24 protein-coding genes are annotated in these 22,200 nt (G+C 53.8%); 13 read left to right on the top strand and 11 right to left on the bottom strand.

The window, feature by feature from the left end; all coding sequences use genetic code 11:
* Window positions 1-714: an HAD family phosphatase gene (locus tag RHJ31_RS01420; protein WP_302677099.1), complete on the top strand. Its 714-nt coding sequence runs from the start codon at window positions 1-3 to the stop codon at window positions 712-714.
* On the opposite strand, the gene RHJ31_RS01425 is transcribed toward RHJ31_RS01420, so the two are convergent.
* From RHJ31_RS01425 to RHJ31_RS01440, 4 genes are all read right to left on the bottom strand, one after another.
* The gene (locus RHJ31_RS01425; RefSeq protein ID WP_302677100.1) at window positions 711-2,111 is read right to left on the bottom strand and encodes an NAD(P)(+) transhydrogenase (Re/Si-specific) subunit beta; all 1,401 of its coding nucleotides are present in this window, start codon (window positions 2,109-2,111) and stop codon (window positions 711-713) included. The two genes, RHJ31_RS01420 and RHJ31_RS01425, sit on opposite strands and share 4 nt — an antisense overlap.
* Before the next feature lie 5 nt (window positions 2,112-2,116).
* Window positions 2,117-2,395 carry an NAD(P) transhydrogenase subunit alpha gene (locus RHJ31_RS01430; RefSeq protein ID WP_206200761.1) on the bottom strand — a complete coding sequence of 93 codons (279 nt, stop codon included), beginning with the start codon at window positions 2,393-2,395 and terminating at the stop codon, window positions 2,117-2,119.
* Window positions 2,396-2,419: 24 nt separating this feature from the next.
* Window positions 2,420-3,574, bottom strand: coding sequence for a Re/Si-specific NAD(P)(+) transhydrogenase subunit alpha (locus RHJ31_RS01435; RefSeq protein WP_302677101.1), 1,155 nt, complete (start codon window positions 3,572-3,574; stop codon window positions 2,420-2,422).
* 369 nt (window positions 3,575-3,943) lie between these two features.
* Window positions 3,944-4,276 carry a hypothetical protein gene (locus RHJ31_RS01440; protein WP_302677102.1) on the bottom strand — a complete coding sequence of 111 codons (333 nt, stop codon included), beginning with the start codon at window positions 4,274-4,276 and terminating at the stop codon, window positions 3,944-3,946.
* Between the two features lie 85 nt (window positions 4,277-4,361).
* Between RHJ31_RS01440 and RHJ31_RS01445 the strand changes: the two genes are divergently transcribed.
* A complete protein-coding gene (locus RHJ31_RS01445) occupies window positions 4,362-4,793 on the top strand; it encodes a universal stress protein (protein WP_181495099.1) in 432 nt (143 codons plus the stop codon).
* Between the two features lie 3 nt (window positions 4,794-4,796).
* Window positions 4,797-7,277: an HAD-IC family P-type ATPase gene (locus RHJ31_RS01450; RefSeq protein ID WP_302677103.1), complete on the top strand. Its 2,481-nt coding sequence runs from the start codon at window positions 4,797-4,799 to the stop codon at window positions 7,275-7,277.
* Here RHJ31_RS01450 and RHJ31_RS01455 read toward each other — a convergent pair.
* Complete coding sequence (locus RHJ31_RS01455) at window positions 7,274-9,085, bottom strand: ABC transporter ATP-binding protein (RefSeq protein WP_302677104.1); 1,812 nt, start codon at window positions 9,083-9,085, stop codon at window positions 7,274-7,276. The genes RHJ31_RS01450 and RHJ31_RS01455 overlap by 4 nt on opposite strands.
* Before the next feature lie 76 nt (window positions 9,086-9,161).
* Window positions 9,162-10,757: a 2,3-bisphosphoglycerate-independent phosphoglycerate mutase gene (gpmI, locus tag RHJ31_RS01460; protein ID WP_302677105.1), complete on the bottom strand. Its 1,596-nt coding sequence runs from the start codon at window positions 10,755-10,757 to the stop codon at window positions 9,162-9,164.
* A gap of 282 nt (window positions 10,758-11,039) precedes the next feature.
* Here gpmI and chlP point away from each other — a divergent pair, with 282 nt between their 5' ends.
* On the top strand, window positions 11,040-12,248 hold the full coding sequence (gene chlP / locus RHJ31_RS01465; RefSeq protein ID WP_206200768.1) for a geranylgeranyl reductase: 1,209 nt from the start codon (window positions 11,040-11,042) through the stop codon (window positions 12,246-12,248).
* Between the two features lie 25 nt (window positions 12,249-12,273).
* On the opposite strand, the gene RHJ31_RS01470 is transcribed toward chlP, so the two are convergent.
* Genes RHJ31_RS01470 through rpsD form a run of 3 tightly spaced genes read right to left on the bottom strand, consistent with a single transcriptional unit; the run spans window position 12,274 to window position 14,274 of the window.
* The gene (locus RHJ31_RS01470) at window positions 12,274-12,543 is read right to left on the bottom strand and encodes a YciI family protein (protein ID WP_302677106.1); all 270 of its coding nucleotides are present in this window, start codon (window positions 12,541-12,543) and stop codon (window positions 12,274-12,276) included.
* Between the two features lie 9 nt (window positions 12,544-12,552).
* A complete protein-coding gene (gene prfA / locus RHJ31_RS01475; protein ID WP_149821148.1) occupies window positions 12,553-13,647 on the bottom strand; it encodes a peptide chain release factor 1 in 1,095 nt (364 codons plus the stop codon).
* 18 nt (window positions 13,648-13,665) lie between these two features.
* The gene (rpsD, locus tag RHJ31_RS01480; RefSeq protein WP_181495092.1) at window positions 13,666-14,274 is read right to left on the bottom strand and encodes a 30S ribosomal protein S4; all 609 of its coding nucleotides are present in this window, start codon (window positions 14,272-14,274) and stop codon (window positions 13,666-13,668) included.
* Between the two features lie 186 nt (window positions 14,275-14,460).
* Between rpsD and RHJ31_RS01485 the strand changes: the two genes are divergently transcribed.
* The 9 genes from RHJ31_RS01485 to pgl all read left to right on the top strand — a co-directional run bounded on the left by RHJ31_RS01485 (window position 14,461) and on the right by pgl (window position 20,621).
* Window positions 14,461-14,637, top strand: a complete 177-nt coding sequence (locus tag RHJ31_RS01485; RefSeq protein ID WP_225901682.1) for a transposase family protein — start codon at window positions 14,461-14,463, stop codon at window positions 14,635-14,637.
* Between the two features lie 243 nt (window positions 14,638-14,880).
* Entirely contained in the window at window positions 14,881-15,051 is a 171-nt protein-coding gene (locus RHJ31_RS01490; RefSeq protein ID WP_310445831.1) for a hypothetical protein, read from the top strand.
* Between the two features lie 29 nt (window positions 15,052-15,080).
* Window positions 15,081-16,052 (top strand): L-histidine N(alpha)-methyltransferase, encoded by a 972-nt coding sequence (gene egtD, locus RHJ31_RS01495; RefSeq protein ID WP_302677108.1) that lies wholly within the window; start codon window positions 15,081-15,083, stop codon window positions 16,050-16,052.
* A gap of 92 nt (window positions 16,053-16,144) precedes the next feature.
* Window positions 16,145-16,741 (top strand): ATP-dependent Clp protease proteolytic subunit, encoded by a 597-nt coding sequence (locus tag RHJ31_RS01500; RefSeq protein ID WP_225901614.1) that lies wholly within the window; start codon window positions 16,145-16,147, stop codon window positions 16,739-16,741.
* Window positions 16,742-16,787: 46 nt separating this feature from the next.
* Window positions 16,788-17,198 carry a hypothetical protein gene (locus RHJ31_RS01505; RefSeq protein WP_302677109.1) on the top strand — a complete coding sequence of 137 codons (411 nt, stop codon included), beginning with the start codon at window positions 16,788-16,790 and terminating at the stop codon, window positions 17,196-17,198.
* 12 nt (window positions 17,199-17,210) lie between these two features.
* Window positions 17,211-17,684, top strand: a complete 474-nt coding sequence (locus RHJ31_RS01510; RefSeq protein ID WP_206200775.1) for a Tic20 family protein — start codon at window positions 17,211-17,213, stop codon at window positions 17,682-17,684.
* 64 nt (window positions 17,685-17,748) lie between these two features.
* Complete coding sequence (locus tag RHJ31_RS01515; RefSeq protein WP_011056917.1) at window positions 17,749-17,865, top strand: photosystem II reaction center protein I; 117 nt, start codon at window positions 17,749-17,751, stop codon at window positions 17,863-17,865.
* A 68-nt stretch (window positions 17,866-17,933) separates the two neighbouring features.
* Window positions 17,934-19,883 (top strand): DUF3769 domain-containing protein, encoded by a 1,950-nt coding sequence (locus RHJ31_RS01520; protein WP_302677110.1) that lies wholly within the window; start codon window positions 17,934-17,936, stop codon window positions 19,881-19,883.
* A 12-nt stretch (window positions 19,884-19,895) separates the two neighbouring features.
* Window positions 19,896-20,621 carry a 6-phosphogluconolactonase gene (gene pgl, locus RHJ31_RS01525; protein ID WP_302677111.1) on the top strand — a complete coding sequence of 242 codons (726 nt, stop codon included), beginning with the start codon at window positions 19,896-19,898 and terminating at the stop codon, window positions 20,619-20,621.
* Here pgl and mutY read toward each other — a convergent pair.
* Together mutY and RHJ31_RS01535 are read right to left on the bottom strand one after the other, a co-directional pair.
* Entirely contained in the window at window positions 20,618-21,724 is a 1,107-nt protein-coding gene (gene mutY, locus RHJ31_RS01530; RefSeq protein ID WP_302677112.1) for an A/G-specific adenine glycosylase, read from the bottom strand. The two genes, pgl and mutY, sit on opposite strands and share 4 nt — an antisense overlap.
* Before the next feature lie 3 nt (window positions 21,725-21,727).
* The gene (locus RHJ31_RS01535) at window positions 21,728-22,054 is read right to left on the bottom strand and encodes a DUF760 domain-containing protein (protein WP_024124133.1); all 327 of its coding nucleotides are present in this window, start codon (window positions 22,052-22,054) and stop codon (window positions 21,728-21,730) included.
* Window positions 22,055-22,200: the final 146 nt, after the last annotated feature.

Raw genomic sequence — 22,200 nt, forward strand, 5'->3', positions numbered from 1 at the left:
ATGCCCCTGAAGGCAGTCTTATTGGATTTCAATGGGGTGATCCTTGATGATGAGGCGATCCATGCCGCCCTCATTGATGAGATTCTGCTGCAAGAGAACTTGCGACCCCAGCGGGGGGAATACGATCTCTTTTGCTTGGGACGCAGCGATCGCGCCTGTTTGGATAATCTCCTCAGTCGCCGCGGCCGGGTAGTGACGCCGGCCTATCTCGACAAACTGGTGGCACAAAAGGCAGCTGCCTACCGCGCACGCCTAGCCAATATGGAGCCTTTTCCCTTCTTTGCGGGGGCGATCGCCCTGCTGGCGAAACTCCATGCTGCGCAATTGAAAATTGCCATTGTCACCGGTGCCCTGCGATCCGATGTGGACTTGGCTCTTGAGCGGGGAAACTTGACTGGCATTGTGGACTGCATTATCAGTGCCGAAAGCGTAGAACGCGGCAAACCCTATCCCGACCCCTATCTCCGTGCCATTGCAGCCTTGCAAGCCCTAGGGGGCGATCTCACAGCCGCTGATTGTCTGGCGATCGAGGACACCTTGGTGGGGGTGCAATCCGCCCGTGAAGCTGGTGTCAAAGTCTTGGGGGTCGCGCACACCTATCCCTTTCACATGCTCCAGCGTCGTTGTCACTGGGTGCTCGATCGCCTTGATCAGTTTGACCTAGCAGAAATTGCCCCTGTTTTTGACCGTCGCGTGGCCAAGGCAACTGCCTAAAGGTGTTTGACCTCAGCAATGAGTTGATTGAGCACTTCCTTGGCATTGCCAAACAGCATTAGAGTTCTGTCCTTGTAGAACAACTCATTGTCAATACCGGCAAAGCCCGGATTGAGACTGCGCTTGATCACAATCGTGTGTCGTGCCCGATCCACATCGAGAATGGGCATCCCATAGACAGGGCTACCGGGGTTCGTGCGCGCGGCTGGATTCACGACATCATTGGCACCAATGACCAGTGCCACATCCACATGCTCAAACTCTGGATTAATGTCCTCCATGTCCTTGAGTTGGGGGTAGGGGACATTGGCTTCGGCAAGCAGCACATTCATGTGACCGGGCATGCGACCTGCCACCGGGTGGATCGCGTATTTGACATCCACACCCAGCCGCTCCAGTTGATCTGCCAGTTCTTTGACACTGTGCTGCGCTTGGGCAACCGCCATCCCATAGCCGGGAACAATGACCACAGATTTGGCATAACCCAGCATCATCGCACTTTCTTCGGGGTCAATGGTGCGCACTGACTTCGCGGTGGCATGAACACTACCCTCAGCACTGCCTGTGGTCGAGCTACCAAAGCCACTAAAGAGCACATTGGCCAAGGAGCGATTCATGGCCTTGCACATAATTTGGGTCAGAATCAGCCCCGCAGCCCCCACCAAGGCACCCGCGATAATCAGCATACTGTTGCCAACGATGAAGCCCGCAGCACTGGCAGCCAAGCCCGAAAGGGAGTTCAAAAGGGAAATCACAACCGGCATATCAGCACCGCCAATGGGCAGGACAAAGAGCACCCCCAAAATGCTGGCGATCGCCACCAGGCCCCAGAAAATCGGCATCTGACTTGGATGCAACCACACCCAGCCACTGGCCACCCAGAAAGCCACCAGCAAGCCGAGGTGAATCGCCTGCTGCATCGGGAAAATGATCGGGGTTCCCGAAATCAATCCCTGAAGTTTACCAAAAGCCACAAGGCTACCAGTAAGGGTGACACCCCCAATCAGCACCCCCAAAAGAATGGTGATCAGCGTACTGGGGGTCAGCGGTTCACCCAACGCAACGATGCGGCAAAATTCCCCAATGCCCACCAAGGCAGAGGCCGCCCCTCCTAAGCCATTGAGTAACCCCACCATCTGGGGCATGGCCGTCATTTCCACTTTGTAGGCAGCGATCGCGCCAATGACACTGCCGAGGCCAATGGCCGCTAGGATGCCCGTATAGCTAATAATCTGGCGATCGAGGAGCGTGACCACAATCGCAATCAACATCCCCAAGGCGGCAAGGCGATTTCCTTGACGGGCCGTGGCCGGAGACCCCAGTTTTTTCAAACCGAGGATAAAGAGCGCCGCAGCACCCAGATAGCTCAATTCTTCAATGCGTGTTAGCCAATCCATGGTTCCTACCGCTTAAACATCTGCAACATGCGATCCGTGACCAAAAAACCGCCCACCACATTAATCGTGGCGAGCACTGTCGCAATAAATCCCAAGACCACCGTTAAAGTGGTGTGCCCACTCCCCGCCATCAGTAGGGCACCAATTACGGCAATCCCCGAAATGGCATTGGAACCAGACATCAAGGGGGTATGCAGGGTGGGGGGAACTTTGTTAATCACCTCAAAGCCAATGAAACTGGCCAAGACAAAAATCATCAGACCGACAAGAATGGGATCTGTCATAGAACGAATCCTCTAGGGACATCTCTAAACCGTTGTTGCCAAGGTTTGGGCAGGATGCAGCAGTTGCAGTACCCGTGGGTTGCGAACCTGCCCTTCATGGGTGACACAGGCGGCATCCACAATGTCATCGCCAAAGTTCAAGACCAATTCCCCTTGGGGGGTGAGGTACTTCAGAAGGGTCGAAATGTTTTTGGCATACATTTGACTGGCATGCACCGCCATTGTCGAGGGCAGATTAATTGGGCCAATAATGGTGACCCGCTGATGACAAATAGAGCGCCCCGGTTCTGTGCAGGCACAGTTGCCCCCCTGCTCAGCGGCTAAATCCACAATCACCGAACCCGGTTTCATGCTGGCCACCATCCGTTCTGTCACCAAAAGAGGGGCAGGCTTGCCGGGAATTTGAGCAGTGGTAATGACCACATCGGCACTGTGGACATGGGCAGCGATCGCCTCTTGGGTTTTGTGCTTCGCCGCCTCAGAAACCTCTTTGGCATAGCCGCCGGCAGCAACCGTATCCTCCTCAAGGTTGACTTCGACAAATTTGGCACCGAGGCTTTGTACTTCCTCCTTGACCGCTGGGCGAATATCAAAGGCTTCAACCACAGCTCCCAAACGCCGCGCGGTGGCGATCGCCTGCAAGCCAGCCACCCCTGCCCCAATCACAAACACCTTGGCGGGGGGAATCGTACCCGCTGCCGTCGTCAACATCGGGAAAAAGCGCGGCAAATGGGAAGCGGCCAATAACACCGCCGCATAGCCTGCCACCGCTGCTTGGGAAGACAAAGCATCCATACTCTGGGCGCGACTCGTGCGGGGAATGCACTCGAGGGCAAAGGCAGTAATCTGCCGCTCTGCCAAGTGTTGCATCTGCCATGGATTGCCCAAGGGATTGAGAAAACTAATTAAGGTGGTGCCGGGTCGAATCCACTCCACCTCGCGATCGCGCAGCGGCGCCACTTTGAGCAGCACATCCACACCGCCCCAGACCTCTTCAATGGAGTAACCAATTTCCGCACCTGCTGCACGGTAGTCATCATCGCTGAAGTGAGCCATATCCCCTGCACCAGACTCCACACAGAGGTGATACCCCTGCTGCACCAGCTTGGCAACGACTTCGGGAATCAGGGCAACCCGTTGTTCACCCACTTCGCGTTCCTTAACGACCCCAACTTTCATAGGCACTCTTGGATAGGGTTTGCAGTCTTGACAGAACAATTCCTTGGTGTACTCATCCGGGCATTTTTATAACCGCCCGACACCGTCACAACACATTCACCTGCTGTCCTGTACTGATCCTCACGCTACTGCGATCCCCTTAGGAATGCGAGGAAATGTCAGCATTTCATGGGGATTCTCCACAAGTCTTATGATCCCCAGTAACGTTTGTAACAAATGTTGACATTATCATTGAGTACTTTTACTTAATTTCCCCTCATCATCCTTTTGTATGCTCAAAGGAGCTATACCTCATTTGGGGTTGCCGATGGAATTTCCTAGTAATAGCGACTAATTGCCTTATCAAAGGGATTACGTTCAAAGCAAAACTTAAAGTTCAAAGCAAAACTTAAAGTAGTTATGCCAAATGTCGGGATTAATCGCGTTGTTAACTTCGGCAGCCGTGAAGTGATTGTTACACTTGCGCTTAGGCCCCTGATAAAAGAGAGCGAGCCAGTCTGACAACCGATAGTCAACCAAGGGAGCACGAAAATTGCGAGGCTCTGGATAACCCAATTGACGACGGATGCGCTCATCCTGCCAGCGAATCGGTGTGATGACATCCTGACTACCACAAAACTGGGAGAGGGCAATTTCAATACTGGTGCCAGCAGTTTTACGAGTTTTTAGGAAAATAAACCGATAGGTGTGGTTAATAATCATTGCGAATAGCTATCCAGAAGGGCAGTTTGACCGCTACTTGCGCTCTTGTGGCAGACTAGGAGATTGCAAGTACAGAGTCACAGGCATGTTCAAAACAATTTTAGTGGCCCTCGATACCAGTGAGCTATCGGCACGGGTGATGGCAGCGGTGACCCAGTTAAATCTTGACCCAGATGCCCAAGTGATTCTCAGTCATGTGATTTCACCGGTGGAGTCGGGGTTTGGGGTCAGTGCCGATCGCCCCTCGTTGCATCCGCAAATGGGCACCTACCGCAGTATTGAGCAGCATTTACAACAGTTCCAAAGCCACCTCCCCTGTGACTCGGAAATTGAAATTGTTACCGGTGACCCCGTCGAGGAAATTTTACGCTTGGCCAATATCTATGGGGCAGACCTGATTGTGCTGGGGAGTCGCGGCCTCACGGGGGTTGAGCGGGTTGTGCAAGGCTCAGTAAGTGGCGCCGTTGTGGCGGATGCCCCCTGTTCGGTGTTTGTGGTTAAATCAGCGGAAACTTAGGGTATGACAGCACCATTGACGGGTCTGACAGCGGCGGAAGTGGCGGAGCGGCAAGCCAGAGGTCGCATTAACCGTCAAGCGAGTGAAAGCAATCGCACCTATGGCGACATTTTGCGGGAAAACCTCTTCACGTTTATCAATGGGGTTTTTGCTTTTATTAGCGTCATTTTGCTCTTTTTAGGTCGTCCGGGAGATGTGGCCGCCATCATCGTGGTGGTGTTTCTCAATGCCATCATTAGCATCCTGCAAGAAATTCGCGCCAAACGGCAGTTGGATGAAATTAGCCTCCTCACCCGTCCCCGTGTCAAGGTGCTGCGCGATCGCCAAGAGGCCATTATTGATCCCGCAGAAGTCGTAGAAGGGGATATTCTCCTTTTGGAGCCGGGGGATCAAATCGTTGCCGATGGCACTGTCGTTGGTGATGGACAGATCCAAGTGGATGAGTCCTTGCTCACAGGGGAGTCGGATCTCATCTCCAAGCAAGCGGGCGATCGCCTGTACTCTGGGAGCTTTTGTGTGCGCGGTGCCGCTGCCTATGTCGCCGAACAGGTGGGGGAAGCCAGTACCGCCCATCAACTAACTGCTGCCGCCAAAACTTACCACCACAAACTGACCCCCCTGCAACGGGAAATTAACCTGATTATTCGCGTCATCCTTGCCCTTGCCATTTTCCTGTGGCTATTGGTGTTGCTTTCGCTGTTGGTACGCCTGACCACCCTACAAATGAGTGTACAAACGGCGGCAGTGGTGGCGGGTCTTGTCCCCGTGGGCTTGTATCTCACCATTACCCTGACCTATGCCTTGGGGGCATTGCGCATCTCCCGTGCCAATGTCTTGGTGCAGCAGGTGAATGCCATTGAGTCCCTCAGTGGCGTCGATATTCTCTGCCTTGATAAAACAGGAACCCTTACAGCCAATGCCCTTGAACTCCATAGCTGGTACGCCCTCACCGAGACAGAGGAAAAGACAAAAGCAGCTCTTGCCACGTTTACCGCCAGTGTTAGTGCTCCGAACCGCACCCTTGTTGCCCTCACAGAGGCCTTTGAGGGAACTCCCCAACCCCTACGCCTTGAGATTCCCTTTTCCTCGGCCTATAAGTGGAGTGCCGCAGCGTGGCAGGACTCGGAAACGTTTATCTTGGGGGCACCGGATGTTCTCTTTACAACCGATGATCTTCCTTCTGGTACGACTGAGTTGCTGCGGCGCGGACGGCAGCAGGGACTGCGGGTGCTTCTTTTTGCCCGTAGTCGCAGTGATCCGCAATGGGATGAGCGGCAGGAGACTGCCCTCTTGCCCCCAGACCTAGAACCCTTAGCAGTGATTTGGGTGGGCGATCGCCTGCGACCCCAATCCCGTGAGGTTCTAGAACGCTTTCAGCAAGCCGGAATTCAAATCAAAATTATCTCCGGCGACCACGCGGAAACCGTTGTTGCCCTTGCGAAACAAGTGGGTCTCGATGATGGGGCGATCGCCATCTCCGGTGCAGAATTGGCCGCCATGGATGATCCCAGCTTTGATCAAATGGCCGAGAAAGCCACGGTCTTTGGTCGCATTACCCCCGAGCAAAAGGCGAAACTCGTGACTCGACTACGCGCCCTTGGGCATCAGGTGGCCATGATTGGCGATGGTGTCAATGATGTGCTGTCCCTGAAGCAGGCCAACGTGGGAATTGCTATGGAAAGTGGCAGTGCCATTACCCGGAATGTGGCTGATATTGTATTGCTTGCGGATTCCTTTGCCGCCTTACCAGCCGCCTTTCGGGAAGGACAGCGCATCTACAACGGCATTCAAGATGTCACGAAGCTCTTTCTGGTGCGGGTGTTTAGCTTTAGTTTGCTTTGTCTAGTCACTGTCATGGCAGGGCGCGCCTTTCCGCTGCTGATTAAGCACAATAGCCTGCTCACCCTGTGGGGAGTGGGTCTGCCGACCTTGGCGGTGGCTTTTTGGGCAGTGCCGGGGCCGCGTCCCCATCGATCGCTGATTCGTTCATTGTTGCACTTTGTCATCCCCGCCACCCTAAGCCTCGCACTGTTGGCCATTTTCATGTACTTGGGGGTGTTAGCACGGGAACTGACGCCCCTTGTGGAATTGCTCCAAGGACGCTTTGATCCAACGCTGTTGAATGGCCGCGAGGTGCTCTTAGAACTGGGGCAGAGTGTGGCGATCGCCCGCACGGCCTTGGTGACGACCCTGATGCTGGCCTCCCTTTGTTTAGTCCTGTTTCTCAAACCTCCCCATCCCACATGGGTTGGCGGTGCGCCTTTAGTGGGCAACTGGCGTTATGTTGCTGTGGTTTTAGCCCTGCTGGCTGCCTTCCTGATCATCAGCTTCTCCCCGACCCTACGGGCAGTGGCCGAGTTGGAACCCCTGTCGTGGTCGCTATGGGCATTGATTGTACTGATTGTCTTGCTATGGGTGGTGGTCTTGCGGGCTTTTTGGCGCTATCGGCTTTTGGATCGCTTCCTTGGTGTCGATCTCAGTTAGGCATGGGGGGCGCGATCGCGCTGAATCGAGTAGAGATGGGCATACACCCCCCCTTGGGCGAGGAGTGTCTCATGGTCTCCCTGCTCGCGAATCGTCCCTTGATCCAAAACCACAATTTGATTGGCGTCCCGTACCGTACTGAGGCGGTGGGCAATCACAATCATTGTGCGAGTGCCGGTAATGGAGCGCAGGGCCAGTTGAATTTCCCGCTCTGATTCATAATCCAGACTTGAGGTGGCCTCATCAAAAATCAGGACATCGGGATCTGCTAAGAGGGCACGGGCAATCCCTAGGCGCTGCCGCTGTCCCCCCGAAAGCCGCAACCCCCGTTCACCGACAATTGTGCGATAGCCCAAAGGCAACTGCTGCACAAATTCATCCACCCGCGCAATGGCACAGGCCTCATAGACGGCGTCGGCACTGACCTCGGGGTTGGCATAGGTGAGGTTATCCCAGAGGGTGCCATTAAAGACATCCACCTCTTGGTGGACAATGGCCAAACGACGGCGATAGGCGCGGACATCGAGGGTTTGAATATCTTGGCCATCAATGAGAATCTGCCCCTGATCCGGCTGGAAGTAGCGAAAGAGCAGCTTGATCAGAGTGGATTTCCCTGAACCCGATCGCCCCACTAAGGCCACCGTTTGGCAGGGTTCAATGAGTAAGTTAATATCCCGCAGAATGGGACGCCCCGGCGTGTAGCTAAACCAAACGTGCTGAAAATCCACTTTGCCGGAAAACTTCAGGCTAGGAATCTCCTGTTGCTCCAAATCAATGGCATCGCGACCGGGGGGCAATTCCATAAATTCATGGAAGCGCAAAATGGAGGCATAGCGGCGCGCAAACACCTCAGATACCTGCGAGAGGGGGGTAATTTCGGCATAGGCCATACTGGCAAGGGTGTAAATCGTCATAAAGTGACCAATGGAGACCCGGCCGGCGATCGTGGCCGCTAGGGAAAACCCCAACAAACTGAAAAGACAGAACTGGACTACGGTTCCCTGCCAAGTAATCAGGTGCATGTAGCCGCGATGGATGCGGTCAATGACCATCTTGAACTCGCGATCGAGACGCTGCTGTTGACGAGCGAGTTCACGGGCTTCCGTGGCAAAGGCCTTGACGGTTTTGATATTGGTAATGATTTCTGAGGTGCGGCTTTCTGTGCTTTCGATGTGGCTGTCGAGAATTTCTTCCTTTTGAATGATCCGTCGCAGGGTGCGCAGGGTCAGCACCAGAATCACAGTAAAGGAGGTCAACAACCCAAGGGCGATCGGCCAATCAAGCCACCAGACAATCACGCCAATCCCCAGCACCCGTACCAGTTTGGGAATCAGTTGACCGGCAATTTCGGGATAGCTCCACGTATGGTTGGAAATCCCTTTGCTAACACGGTTGGCAATGCGACCCGGGTTGTTTTCCTCAAAGAATTCTAGGGGCAGCGTCAGAATTTTCTCGACGGCTTTGCGAGTGTGGTCGCGGCGGGCAGCCAAGGCAATCCACCAGTGGAACCATACCCCCAGCCACGGTTGAATTGGGGCACGCACCACAGTGGCCAAAAAGACAATACTGCCGAGAACGGTGAGATTGACGCCAAAGGCATTGTTCCAGCCCGTCCATGTTTGCAGCGTATGGGCGATCGCCACCACTGGCGGATCGAGGGGTTGTTGCGAGAGCAGGTTGAGAATTTGACCAATGGCATAGGGCACGAGCAAATCCACCAGTTCGCAGAGACTAGCTGCGGTCATACTGGCGATCGCCATCCCCCGATAGGCGCGATAGTAACCCAGAATGGAGCGAAACGTGGCCATAAAAACAGGACAAGCACTGTTCCTATTTTAAGATTTCTTAAAATTTTCTGCCGTCGCTCTTGGGTTGAGAATGCCCTTAGACCTTCACAGAGACTGGGGTGCGATTGAGGCGCGTTTCATAGGGGGCACTGGCAATCAGCGATCGCCCGGTCATCTCAGGGGGTTGAGGCAGCCCCAAAATTTCCAGAATTGTTGGCGCAATATCCGCCAGACACCCATCCTCTCGCAGGCTCACATCTGTAGCATGGCCGGGGATTTTGCGTTTCTCCCCTTCCACCAAGATGAAGGGAACGGGGTTAGTGGTGTGAGCCGTCCAAGGGTTACCGTCCTCGTCAATCATGTACTCAGCGTTGCCATGATCAGCGGTAATCAGCAGCGTGCCCCCCACCTTTGTTGTTGCTTCCACCAATACGCCTACACAGCGATCCACGGTTTCAATGGCTTGAATTGTTGCCGCTAATTGCCCCGTGTGCCCCACCATATCGGGGTTAGCAAAGTTCACCACAATTAGGGCATATTCCTGTTTCTCAATGGCCTCCTTAACCGCTTCTGTGACGGCAAGGGCAGACATGGCTGGCGCTTGATCGTAGGTGGCCACCATTGGACTGGGGATGAGAATGCGATCTTCGCCGGGGAAGGGTTCCTCAAGGCCGCCATTGAAGAAATAGGTGACGTGGGCATATTTTTCTGTTTCCGCTGCCCGCAATTGTTTCAGGCCATGCTCGGCAATCACTTGCCCTAGGATATGGTTGAGGTTTTGGGGTGGGAAGGCAACACCACAGTTAAAGTTGGCATCGTATTGGGTGAAGGTCACGTATTCCAAGGGCGTAATTAGCGTCCGTTCAAAGCCGCTAAAGTCAGGGTCAATAAAGGCTTGGGTGAGTTGGCGGGCGCGATCGGGACGGAAATTAAAGAACACCACGCCATCGCCGGGTTCAACGGCTCCTTCAGCAATGCGCGTGGGGACAATAAATTCATCGCCAATATCTTGGGCATAGGACTTACTGGCCACATCCACCGCCCGCAGGGGTTGAATATTCTCATTGCTGATCATGACGCGGTAGGCCGCCTCGGTACGATCCCAACGGCGATCGCGATCCATGGCATAATAGCGACCACTCACCGTCACAATTCGTCCGCAGCCAATGGTTTTCAGGCGTTGCTCCAATTCCTGAAGGACACCTGCTGCATCGCGGGGGGGTGTATCGCGACCATCGGTAATGGCATGAATACAGGCCGGTAACTCATGGCGCTTGGCCAGTTCCACCAAGCCGTAGAGGTGATCAATGTGGGAATGCACCCCGCCTGCAGAACACAGGCCGATAAAATGCAGCTTGCCCTTGCGCTCCTTCACAGTTTGGCAGAGCTTCACAAGGACGGGATTGCTAAAGAGGCTACCATCTTCAACGGCATCGGAAATGCGCACCAACTCTTGGGGAACAATGCGCCCAGCACCGATATTTAAATGCCCCACCTCGGAGTTACCCATTTGACCTTTGGGGAGTCCCACCGCCTTCCCAGAGGTGTAAATCAATGTATGGGGGTAGGCTTGCCACAAACTGTCCATGACAGGCGTATTGGCGCTAGCGATCGCATTACCGTAGGTCTCTTCGCGATAGCCCCAGCCATCCAAAATCATCAAAACAACGGGCGCAACAGGAGACGATGCCATGTGAATGCCCTACCTTAAACTTCTCTGGGAAATGGTGTAAATTGTACAACCTCGCAAATGATACCATTCTCCACCGCGAGAGACAAATTGGGTAGCTTCTGCTACAGTCCGCACGCTGGATCAATTCTGAATCCATAGATAGATCTATCCTAACGGATCAACGATGGCCAAATGTTGAAAACTGTTACAGATGCGGCTTTTCGGGATTAAATCCTTGAAGACAAAAAATTGCCGTGATAGTATCCAAACTGTTGTTTGTTAGCCAAAATTGGGAGTCGTCCGTTGTCACTTCGGGTAGCAGTGGTCGGTGGTGGTCCAGCGGGTTCCTCAGCCGCCGAAACCTTAGCCAAAGCCGGAATCCAGACCTATCTCTTTGAACGTAAATTAGACAATGCCAAGCCCTGTGGCGGTGCGATCCCCCTGTGCATGGTCAGTGAATTTGACTTGCCGCCGGAAATCATTGACCGCCGCGTGCGCAAAATGAAGATGATTTCCCCCTCCAATATCGAGGTGAACATTGGCCATACCCTCAAAGACCACGAGTATATCGGTATGTGTCGCCGCGAAGTCCTCGATAGCTTTATGCGCAATCGGGCGGCGGATTTGGGCGCCAACTTGATCAATGGCACCGTCTTTAAGCTGGAGCAGCCCGCCACCAGCGATCAGCCCTACACCCTCCACTATGTCCAAGAGGATGGCACAGCTCAGACCCTTGAAGTGGATGTGGTGATTGGTGCCGATGGGGCAAATTCCCGCATTGCCAAGGAAATTGATGCCGGCGATTACAACTACGCCATTGCCTATCAGGAGCGCATCCGCCTGCCTGAGGACAAAATGACCTACTACAACGAGTTGGCAGAAATGTACGTGGGGGATGACGTGTCCCCAGACTTCTATGCATGGGTTTTCCCGAAATATGACCATGTGGCCGTGGGCACTGGCACCATGAAGATTAACAAAGATCGCATTCGGGAGTTGCAAGCGGGAATCCGCGCCCGTGCTGCTGCCAAACTGGAAGGGGGGCAAATTATTAAAGTGGAGGCTCACCCCATTCCTGAGCATCCGCGGCCGCGGCGGGTGGTCGGTCGCGTGGCTTTGGTGGGAGATGCAGCCGGTACGGTCACCAAGTCTTCTGGGGAAGGCATTTACTTTGCCGCCAAGTCAGCCCGCATGTGCGCTGAAACCATTGTCGAGACCTCCAACAGCGGTCGCCGTATCCCCACCGAAGCAGATCTCAAGCTCTACCTGAAGCGCTGGGACAAAGCCTACGGCATGACGTACCTAGTGTTAGATCTGCTGCAACGGGTCTTTTATCGCTCCGATGCCACCCGTGAGGCTTTTGTGGAGATGTGTAGCGATATTGATGTACAGAAGCTCACCTTCGATAGCTACCTCTACAAGACGGTGGTGCCGGCTAATCCCTTAGTGCAGTTGAAAATTACGGCAAAAACGATTGGTAGCCTGATGCGGGGCAATGCCCTTGCGCCCTAAGTGAGTTGCGGATCCGCCCTCGCCCCTAGAGGGCTTGGATCCACTCATGAATGCTGTACTCTATCCACACCTGATGCTGCCAGTAGGGGTCGTTTTCAATCAATTGGCGCACGGTCTCTTCGCTATCCGCCGCGTAAATGGCAAAAAAGTAGCGCAGGTCTTTCGTAGGACCAATGGTGATGAGCACCCCTTGGGCTTTTTGAGCCGCAAGGCCGTCGAGGTGTGCTTGGCGATGGGGGGCACGCCGTTCGAGGACATCCTCACAGTAGCGTCCCCAAGCCACAAATTTGGTCATTTGATCCTCCTAGGCTTGTTCGGCAGCCAGTTGTGCCAGTTGTTCCTGCTGATCACGGCTGATGCAGGCTTGAATAATGGGTTCTAGATCTCCTTCTAGGACACTGCTGAGGCTAAAGTTCTGTCCCAAACGGTGGTCGGTGACGCGATCGTCTTTGTAGTTGTAGGTGCGAATTTTTTCGGAGCGATCGCCCGTACCCACTTGGGAGCGACGCATTGAGGTAATGGCTTCCTGCTGTTCCCGCAGCTTCATTTCGTAGAGTTTTGCCCGTAGGATTTGGAACGCGCGCTCCTTGTTTTTCAGTTGGCTACGCTCTTCGGTGCAGAAGATGCGAATACCCGTCGGCTTGTGGAAGAGGTCAACGGCTGTTTCTACTTTGTTGACGTTTTGGCCACCGGCACCCCCGGATCGCGCTGTGGTGAGTTCAATATCCTTGGGATCAATTTCTACTTCCACTTCATCCACTTCGGGCATTACCGCCACGGTGGCCGTAGAGGTGTGAACTCGCCCCCCCGCTTCGGTGACAGGCACCCGCTGCACGCGATGGACACCGGATTCAAACTTCAGCTTGCTATAGACGCGATCGCCCTTGATTTCGAGGATGGCTTCCTTGAAGCCCCCCATTTCCGCGAGGGATTCACTGACTAAGCTCACCTGCCAGCCTTGGCTTTTGGCGTAGCGGGAGTACATTCGCACTAAATCCCCTGCCCAAATTCCCGCTTCATCGCCCCCAGCACCCGCTCGAATTTCGAGCATGATGTTTTTATCATCATTGGGGTCACGGGGCAGCAGCAGAATTTTTAGGCGTTCCTCCAGTTCGGCAATGCGGCGGCTGAGATCCGCGACTTCTTCTTCAGCCATCTGGCGTAGCTCGGGTTCATTGACTGCTTCTTTAAGCAGTTGGCGGGCATCCACCAGTTGCTGATTGAGGGACTGCCATTCGTGATAGGCATTCACCGTTTCCTCTAGGGCAGCACGGGAGCGAGCCACCTTCTGAAATTCGGTTGGGTTGACCGCCACATCGGGATCCGCCAAGCGACGGGTAAGTTCCGTAAAGGTTTGCTCGACAGTGCGGAGTTTTTCCAGAAGATAGGCTTCTGCCATAGGAAGGGCGGCGATACTCTAGACTTTGCGGGAGTAGTACTCAACCACGAGGAGTTCATTGACTTGGAGAGCAACCCATTGCCGTTCGACAATACCGGTGACTCTGCCGGTGAGGGTGCTTTTATCCAGTTCCAAGTGGCTGGGAAGATTGGCAAGACCGGGATTTTGAAGGTTGGTTTCCACCAAGCGGCGCGATCGCTCATTGTCGCGGACGGTAATCACGTCCCCCGGACGGCACTGATAGCTGGGAATAGACACACTGCGGCCATTGACCAGAATATGGCCATGATTCACCAGTTGGCGGGCTGCTGGAATCGTTGGTGCCATCCCAAGGCGGAAAACAGTGTTATCCAGCCGCATTTCCAACAACTGTAGAAGGGTTTGCCCCGTGGAACCACTGACCCGACGGGCTTTGCGCACATAGCGTACAAGTTGCCGCTCCGAGACCCCGTAGTTGAAGCGCAGTTTTTGCTTTTCATCAAGGCGCAGGGCATATTCCGAACGCTTTTTGCGGGCTTGGCCGTGTTGACCGGGGGGATAGCTCCGTTTAGGGGCTTTACGGGTGAGACCAGCCAGTTCACCCAGACGACGGACAATTCTCAAACGAGGGCCACGATATCGAGCCATGCAACTATACCCAACCTACAGTGATGATGGTGTCCAACCAAAAAATGTGCAAAAAGTACACTGATTTGCCGAGGGCAACTTAATCAGCTTGCCTAGTATATCAAGGGGATGGGCGCGATCGCAACCCTAGGACGAGGATTTCTAGGGCAAACGCATAGTAGAAAAGTAAGCCAATCGTTTGTGGGAATGCCACCATGCCAACCCTCTGCCCGTCTGCTCGACCACGTCAAAACCCTAGAAGACCCCCGCGCAGAACACTTGCTAGAGCATCAACTCCTTGACATCATTGGTTTGACCATCTGTGCCGTCCTCTGTGGTGCAGAGGTGTGGGTGGCGATTGAGGACTACATGACTGGACTGTAGTGTACGATAAAGAGTTAATCTCGTCCCCATCGTAGCTGGCTTCCGCGTCGCGGTGGCGAATCGATAAGTGCGGGGAGTCCATGTAACTCACCTTTTAGGTAGAGCGCGGGACTGATAGCTCCCTGAACCCCTCATTAAGTTAGAGCAACAGGTGTAACCCAATCTCTTCGATGGAACTGATCCAAGCTGCCCTGCCGGCCTTTTTGCGGGGAGCACTAAATACACTCATTTACTATTGTCAGTGTGATTGCCGGCGTGGACTTAACCTCAGTGATGCGGGTGTGGGTGATTCGCAACAGTAGCCAGCCATTTCCTCTGTATGCGCTGGCCTTAATTCTCTACCTGCTAATGAGTTTGCCGATCGCGTGGTGGGGACGGCGTTTGGAGCAGCGGCTAAAGGCTAAAATATCTTAAGGTCTGCACATTCTGGAGCCGCTTTCCCTGTGAGCGATCGCCTGCACCTGACCCACTTACCCAGTCTCGCCACAGAACGGGACGGCCAAGATGTTATCCGAGGTCTGACTCAGCAACCCAAGTCTCTTCCCTCCTACTACTTCTACGATGCTGCGGGATCACGCCTCTTTGAGCAAATCTGTGAGCTGCCGGAATACTACCCCACCCGTACAGAATTGGGCATTTTAGAGACCGCCGCCGGGGCGATCGCCCAACTCACGGGCGCCTGTGAACTCGTGGAACTGGGCAGTGGCAGCGATCGCAAGATTCGCCTTCTCCTATCGGCCTATGCCCACATACAACCTCGGCTGTACTATCGTCCCATTGATGTCAGTGGCTCGATCCTCAAAACCAGTGCCATGGCTCTTCTTGCCGACTATCCGCAGCTCAGTATTTATGGTCTTGTCGGTACCTATCAAGTGGGATTAGAGCACCTACCGCCCCCCTTGGCACCTCGGCGCTTGCTCTGCTTTCTCGGTAGCACCATTGGCAACCTCTCCCCCAGCGAATGCCAGACCCTTTTTCAACAGATTCATCGGGTTCTTAGGGACGGGGACTATTTCCTGCTGGGCGTGGATCTGATCAAAGACACGAGTATTTTGCTCCCTGCTTACAACGATGCCCAAGGGGTGACGGCTGCCTTTAACCGCAATCTCCTCCATCACCTCAACTGGCGCTTTCAAGGAAATTTTCAGCCCGCAGCCTTTGCCCATCGCGCCATCTATAACCCGATTGCCCAGCAAATTGAAATGTATCTCGATTCACAGCAGCAGCAAACCGTTACCTTGGCTGCCCTTGATTTTCAGTGCACTTTTACTGTGGATGAACCGATTCTCACCGAAATTTCCCGCAAGTTTGATCTTGCTGCCCTCAAGGCGGCATTAACGGCTGCTGGATTTCGATGGATCAAGGCCTTTACCGACCCTCAGCAGTGGTTTGCCCTCTGCCTCTGCCAGGTTTAGAGCGAAGGCCTTTGGAATAGGTTAGAATCAGGGAGAAAAGCCGCCTTCATGGCTCAGGTTGCGGCATTGATAGCTCAGCGTGGAAGGATTCTATGCCCATCGGAGTACCCAAAGTCCCCTACCGGATGCCCGGTGAACCCTACACCCAGTGGATTGACATCTACAACCGTCTCTATCGCGAGCGGATTATTTTCCTTGGTAAAGAAGTCGATGATGAGATTGCCAACCAAATTGTGGCGGTGATGCTCTACCTTGACTCCGAAGATCCGGGCAAAGACATCATGCTCTACATCAACTCCCCCGGTGGCTCCGTCACCGCTGGCATGGCAATCTATGACACGATGCAACATATTAAATCCGATGTCGTCACCATTTGTGTGGGTCTGGCTGCCTCGATGGGGTCTTTCCTCCTTGCAGCCGGTACCAAAGGCAAACGGTTGGCATTACCCCACTCCCGCATCATGATTCACCAGCCCTCTGGTGGTACCCGTGGCCAAGCAACGGATATTGAGATCGAAGCTCGCGAAATTTTACGGGTACGGCGACAACTCAATGAGCTATACGCCCACCATACCGGCCAGCCCCTCGAAAAAATTGAGCGGGATATGGATCGTGACTTCTTCATGTCCGCCGAAGAGGCAAAAAACTACGGCTTGATTGATCGGGTGATTGAGGAGCGTCACAGCTAGTTTGCTGGCACATTGGCTGAGAGTTCAAATGAACATGAGGTTGAACATGTTGCAATTGCTCAAGTCGGCTATCGGCATTCCCCTTGTGATAGGTGGCATCCTTGTCCTAGGAGTAGGTCAACCAGCGCGTGCCCAAGGCGCCAGCCCGCTGCCTCCGGAAATGATGAAGACCATGGTTGAGCAGCTGAGTGATTCCTTGGCAAAATATGTGTCACGGGCAAGTTGTACAGATATCGCCCAGTTGCTCAAAATGCTACCCACCAATGGTACTAACCCAGCTCCCGATTCCGGTTCCATCATCGGTGCTGCTATCCTGTCAGTCAGAAATAATCCGGAGCTGCAAGGGATCATTGTCTCGCGAGTGGGGCCACCGCTGGTCAGTAAAGTTGTGGAATGCAACATGATTTCGGCGGATCTACTGCTGAAGGCCATGAGTCAATCCCCCTCCAACCCCTAAAAGGAGCAACCCATGACTTGGCGTGCCACGACCACTGCGTTAGATCGTATCTTTGCCAGCTTAGCGTATCTGCTGCCGCTCTTCTACGTCATGCCCTTTGGTGGCTTTTTGTTTGATTTGTTTCCACCACTGCAAGCACTGGTGTTAGTGGTTTTACCGGTAGCCTTGATCTACTCCATTCCCTTTGCTGGCCTAATTGTTTTTATGCTGTTGTACCTGCTGGTGGTGCGCAACAGTCGTATCAGCCTTTTTATTCGCTATAACACGATGCAGGCACTGTTGATGGGGATTGTGCTGTTTATTGTCCAACTACTGGTACAACTGCTGATCCGCGTTGCTAGTTTTGACCTGCTGATTAAAGTGCTCTTCAACTTTGTCTTTATTGCCACGGTGATTGGCGTCGTCTATGCGGTGGTGCAGTCTGTACGCGGCATCTATGCCGAAATTCCCACGCTGTCGGATGCCACAAAAAGCCAAGTGTTTTAGGGGATGCGAGGGAGTCCCTCATCCCGTATGATCAGAAGGTGACGCTACGAAAAACGACAACATCATGGAAACACTCAAAATTACCGTTTATATCGTTGTGACCTTCTTTGTCCTGCTCTTTGTTTTCGGGTTCCTCTCGGGTGACCCAGCTCGTAACCCCAAGCGTAAGGATCTCGAGTAATCCTCGCCAAAGGGGGTGGGCATCGGGTAACGTAACTAGGCAGTGGTCGTGAGGAAGTTTGGCCGTTGTTGTTTTTACCCCTTTTTGCTAGTCTGCCCCCCCCGACACAACCCGCAGAAATTGCTGAGGTCAGTGGCGCATCACCAGCGGAGCTACTTGGAACAACGGTAGCTCCTGATCTCAGCAGTACAACGCCGATCAGCCCTAGGCCCACACTGGATTTTACAGCCCCCCTCCGTCTTGGGGAGGCCAATGCTGAAACGCCCGTTGTCCGTGATCAACCCTTAGAGGTGACAGCCGATCGCCAAGAGTTCGATCTGATGCGGCGCTTGTTTAATGCCATTGGCAATGTTTTCCTCCGCTTCAAGGAAGCTGAACTCACCGCTGATCGCATTCAAACCGATATTGACGCCCAAATTCTGGTGGCGGAAGGTAATGTGACGATTACGCGCGGCGATCAAGTCTTGCAGGGCGATCGCTTGGAATATAACCTCAGACTCGATCAAGGCTCTCTCACCAATGCTCGCGGCGTCGTCAATACCGCTAGGGTGGATCAAGACCTGAGCCTGACCCGCTCTCCTAGCCCCCCACCCCTTAGCCCTCTCCCCGGTCTTGACGAACAGGGCACAGATCTCCAAGCAGAAGTGACAGAAACCTTTGATCGGTTGCGCTTTGAGGCCGATCGCCTAGAGTTTGATGGCCGCCGCTGGTTGGCGACAAACCTGCGAATCACGAATGATCCCTTTAGTCCGCCAGAGCTGGAGGCACGGGCTCAGGAAGCCACCGCCGAACCCCTCAGTGCCGATGAAACCCTGCTCAAGGTACGACGGGGTCGTGTGGTCTTTGATCAGCGGGTGGCCTTACCCATTGTGCTGCGGCGGTTTGTTGTAGGTCGTCCCTACGAAATTCTCCCCTTTGAGTTTGGCTATGATGAACAAGATCGCGGCGGCGTATTTCTGGCCTATCGGTACAGAGCAATCAATACCCCCAATACCCAAATCACCTTCCTGCCATCCATCTATTTAGAACGGATCATCAACAATGACTTTGATGTTTTTGATGCTAAAAGCTACGGGGCGGCGATCGAGCTAGGCCATCGGTTCACGCCGCAGACTCGTGTGCGCGGTTACGGCTTCTTGAATACGCTCAACCCTAACGACTGGCCGAGTACGTCACGCGCAGGGGTAGACTTGTTCCACAATTTTGATGCCCGCAATCTCCTAACGGTTTCTGCCCTTTATCGCCAGCGGGTCTTTAATCGTTCCCTTGGGGAGCAGGAAATTACCAGTAGCTTTGGCGGCACGTTCAGTGGTACAGGTATTCCCTTAACTCAGGGCCTAACACTCAGTTATCTTCTGGGAGGTCAATACGTCACGGCAGCCAGTGATGATCCCTCCTTACCCCCTAAGCCAAGCCTAGGTCGTCTTCAAGCTGCCGCAAGTCTTAACTGGGTGATGCCCATTTGGCGGGGCACTCCCTTACCGCCGACGCGAACCCAAGGCCTGCGCTATAGCCCCCGTCCTGTACAACCCTTCTTGCAGTTCTATAGTCAGGTAGGCGGTGTAGCGAACTACTATACCAATGGCAGTACCCAACCCGCGTTAGTTGCAGGGGCAGGGTTTCGGGGTCAAGTGGGTCATTTTTCTCGTCATTGGTTTGACTACACCAGTTTTGATGTGGGATTTACACAGACATTGAGTGAGCCATCCTCCCCCTTTCTCTTTGATCGGATTACTGACTTTAGTGTGCTCAACGTGGGATTGTTGCAGCAGATTTACGGTCCTTTGCGTGCTGGTACCCAAATGCAAATTAATGTGGACACAGGGAGAGTTTTTGATACAAACATTATTGTGGAATATAGCCGTCGCACCTATGGGGTGGTGTTTCGCTATAACCTCGATCGCCAGTTGGCGACGATTCTTTTGCGCATTAATGGGTTTAACTGGCGCGGCAATGCTGATCCCTTTTCCAGTCCCGGACTGGGTACGGCGACCGATGGTGTGATTCGCTCCAATTAGGATGATGCTTCTATGTCAACACCCAATGTACGTGTTTTTCCAGATTTGGCTGCCCTGACGGCGGCGGCAAAGCAGTTTGTTCTTGAGCAGGCCACTGGGGCGATCGCCCAACGGGGGCAATTTATGCTTGCCCTTGCCGGCGGCAACACGCCTAAACCGTTGTATGAAAGCCTTGTCTGTGCGGATACTCCTTGGTCACGGTGGCACATTTTCTGGGGTGATGAACGCTATGTTCCCCTCGATCATCCCGACAGCAATGCGGGGATGGCCTTTCAGGCGTGGCTCAATCATGTACCGATTCCCAAAAATCAGATTCACCCAATGCCAACGACGGATGCGGATCCGCAGACCGCTGCCGATCGCTATGAGCAAATCCTGCGCCAAACCTTTGGCATCCGTGAAGGAGAAGTTCCCAGCTTTGATCTGATTTTGCTCGGTATGGGATCCGATGGCCATACGGCCTCCCTGTTTCCCCACACAGCAGCCCTGACGGTGGGCGATCGCCTGATTACCGTGGGCAACAAGGATGGCCAGCCCCGCCTCACCTTCACGGTGCCCCTGATTAACCATGCCCGTCAAATTCTCTTTCTTGTGACGGGTGCCAATAAACAAACTGCTCTACGTCATATTTTCTCTGGGACGACTGATCCCCATCTCTATCCGGCACGGCTGATTACTGGCAATGCCCTTTGGTTTTTGGATGCGGCGGCGGCTGAGGGTGTCGTTGCAAACACCTAGGCTGTGGGTCTGCCCCGTTCGTGAATGGCCTGAATAATTGCAGTATTGGCTTTCGGAAAGGGAAACTGCTCCAATTCCTCAGGGGTCACCCAACGGATGGCATCGCACCCCAAGGGCTGAGGACTTCCTGAAAGATGCTGGCAGTAATAGACATGGAGCGTCACCCGAAAATGGGTGTAGGCATGATCAATGTCAATCAAATGCTCACCAACACTAATCTCAATGCCCAATTCCTCACGAATTTCCCGCTGAATACACTCCTGAACCGTCTCATTGGGTTCAATTTTGCCCCCCGGAAACTCCCATAGTCCCCCCAATAGACCTGTTGGTGGCCGCCGATCAATGAGAATCTGACCTGCCGCATTCCAAATCACCGCGACACCAATCTTTTTATGGGGTAAGGGGGAACGGTTCATTTTGCGAGGAATCTCATGGGTTAACTGCTGTTGGTAAGCGACGCAATGGTGTTGCCAAGGACAAGCATGACACAGGGGTTGGTGGGGTGTACAGATCGTTGCCCCCAGATCCATCAGGGCTTGATTAAAATCGCGGGGGGCTTGGGGACACAGCAGTTGCGCCGACCACTGCCAGAGTTGGGCTTCCGCTTGCTTGGGGGGGATCGTGAGTCCATAGAGACGGGCAAGCACCCGTTTGACATTGCCATCGAGAATCGGCTGGGGCTGATTAAAGGCAGCACTGAGGATCGCACCTGCGGTACTGCGACCAATTCCCGGTAATGCCACCACGGCCTCGTAGGTGCAGGGAAATTGCCCCCCATGATCGGCCATGATCTGTTGAGCCGCGCGGTGCAAATGGCGTGCCCGTGCATAGTAGCCCAATCCCTGCCACAGTTTCAAGACGGTTTCCAAATCGGCAATCGCTAAGTCGGCGATCGCGGGAAAGGTGGCTAGCCAACGCTGATAGTAGGGAATCACCGTGGCCACTTGGGTTTGCTGGAGCATGATTTCTGAGACCCAGATGGCATAGGGATCGCGCGTGTGCCGCCAAGGTAAATCCCGCCCCTGCTGCTGATACCACTGTAAAAGTGCAAAACGAAGGGCAGGTAGTGTATACCCGCCCCCACTGTCCTGTACCGTTGGCATGGGTTATTTGCTGTCTTCCGCTTGGGCAGCCGCTTGGAGCGATCGCTCGAATTCAAGACGTTGCTCGGCACCGCGCAAGAAGTAACCGCTCATCATTGCCGAAGCCAAGAGACGCCCAAGGTGCTCCCGATTCGTGGTAATGGAAACCTCAAACCCCTCCGGTGGCAAGTAGCCCAGCAGGTTACCAATGTGGCGTTCCATCACAATGGCCATTTCTGGCGACGCGGGACGGGACAGGCGAGCCACCACTTCTGCATCCAAACTTTGCAGATAGTTCCAGAGGGAATCAGCACTTTCTTGAAGATTGCGAGGGTTCATGGTTGGCTCCATAGAGTGTCCTCCCAAAAAGGTAGTCTGGCCAACAGGTCAGCGTGCCTGTGATAGCCTAGCTTTAATCTAGCAAGGGTGAATTTTAGGTGGGGGGTGGGAGAACCGATCTCCCAAGGTCTCATTTTCCGTCCCCGTTTTTATTATTA

This window comes from Thermosynechococcus sp. JY1331 (genome assembly GCF_031583475.1).
In the GTDB taxonomy this organism is placed as follows: domain Bacteria; phylum Cyanobacteriota; class Cyanobacteriia; order Thermosynechococcales; family Thermosynechococcaceae; genus Thermosynechococcus.

Bases quoted from the DNA above. Each gene is read 5' to 3' on its own strand.
- RHJ31_RS01420 (WP_302677099.1), top strand. From the start codon at position 1: ATGCCCCTGAAGGCAGTCTTATTGGATTTCAATGGGGTGATCCTTGAT.
- RHJ31_RS01425 (WP_302677100.1), bottom strand. From the start codon at position 2,111: ATGGATTGGCTAACACGCATTGAAGAATTGAGCTATCTGGGTGCTGCG.
- RHJ31_RS01430 (WP_206200761.1), bottom strand. From the start codon at position 2,395: ATGACAGATCCCATTCTTGTCGGTCTGATGATTTTTGTCTTGGCCAGT.
- RHJ31_RS01435 (WP_302677101.1), bottom strand. From the start codon at position 3,574: ATGAAAGTTGGGGTCGTTAAGGAACGCGAAGTGGGTGAACAACGGGTT.
- RHJ31_RS01440 (WP_302677102.1), bottom strand. From the start codon at position 4,276: ATGATTATTAACCACACCTATCGGTTTATTTTCCTAAAAACTCGTAAA.
- RHJ31_RS01445 (WP_181495099.1), top strand. From the start codon at position 4,362: ATGTTCAAAACAATTTTAGTGGCCCTCGATACCAGTGAGCTATCGGCA.
- RHJ31_RS01450 (WP_302677103.1), top strand. From the start codon at position 4,797: ATGACAGCACCATTGACGGGTCTGACAGCGGCGGAAGTGGCGGAGCGG.
- RHJ31_RS01455 (WP_302677104.1), bottom strand. From the start codon at position 9,085: ATGGCCACGTTTCGCTCCATTCTGGGTTACTATCGCGCCTATCGGGGG.
- gpmI (WP_302677105.1), bottom strand. From the start codon at position 10,757: ATGGCATCGTCTCCTGTTGCGCCCGTTGTTTTGATGATTTTGGATGGC.
- RHJ31_RS01470 (WP_302677106.1), bottom strand. From the start codon at position 12,543: ATGACCAAATTTGTGGCTTGGGGACGCTACTGTGAGGATGTCCTCGAA.
- prfA (WP_149821148.1), bottom strand. From the start codon at position 13,647: ATGGCAGAAGCCTATCTTCTGGAAAAACTCCGCACTGTCGAGCAAACC.
- rpsD (WP_181495092.1), bottom strand. From the start codon at position 14,274: ATGGCTCGATATCGTGGCCCTCGTTTGAGAATTGTCCGTCGTCTGGGT.
- RHJ31_RS01485 (WP_225901682.1), top strand. From the start codon at position 14,461: ATGCCACCATGCCAACCCTCTGCCCGTCTGCTCGACCACGTCAAAACC.
- RHJ31_RS01500 (WP_225901614.1), top strand. From the start codon at position 16,145: ATGCCCATCGGAGTACCCAAAGTCCCCTACCGGATGCCCGGTGAACCC.
- RHJ31_RS01505 (WP_302677109.1), top strand. From the start codon at position 16,788: ATGTTGCAATTGCTCAAGTCGGCTATCGGCATTCCCCTTGTGATAGGT.
- RHJ31_RS01510 (WP_206200775.1), top strand. From the start codon at position 17,211: ATGACTTGGCGTGCCACGACCACTGCGTTAGATCGTATCTTTGCCAGC.
- RHJ31_RS01515 (WP_011056917.1), top strand. From the start codon at position 17,749: ATGGAAACACTCAAAATTACCGTTTATATCGTTGTGACCTTCTTTGTC.
- pgl (WP_302677111.1), top strand. From the start codon at position 19,896: ATGTCAACACCCAATGTACGTGTTTTTCCAGATTTGGCTGCCCTGACG.
- mutY (WP_302677112.1), bottom strand. From the start codon at position 21,724: ATGCCAACGGTACAGGACAGTGGGGGCGGGTATACACTACCTGCCCTT.
- RHJ31_RS01535 (WP_024124133.1), bottom strand. From the start codon at position 22,054: ATGGAGCCAACCATGAACCCTCGCAATCTTCAAGAAAGTGCTGATTCC.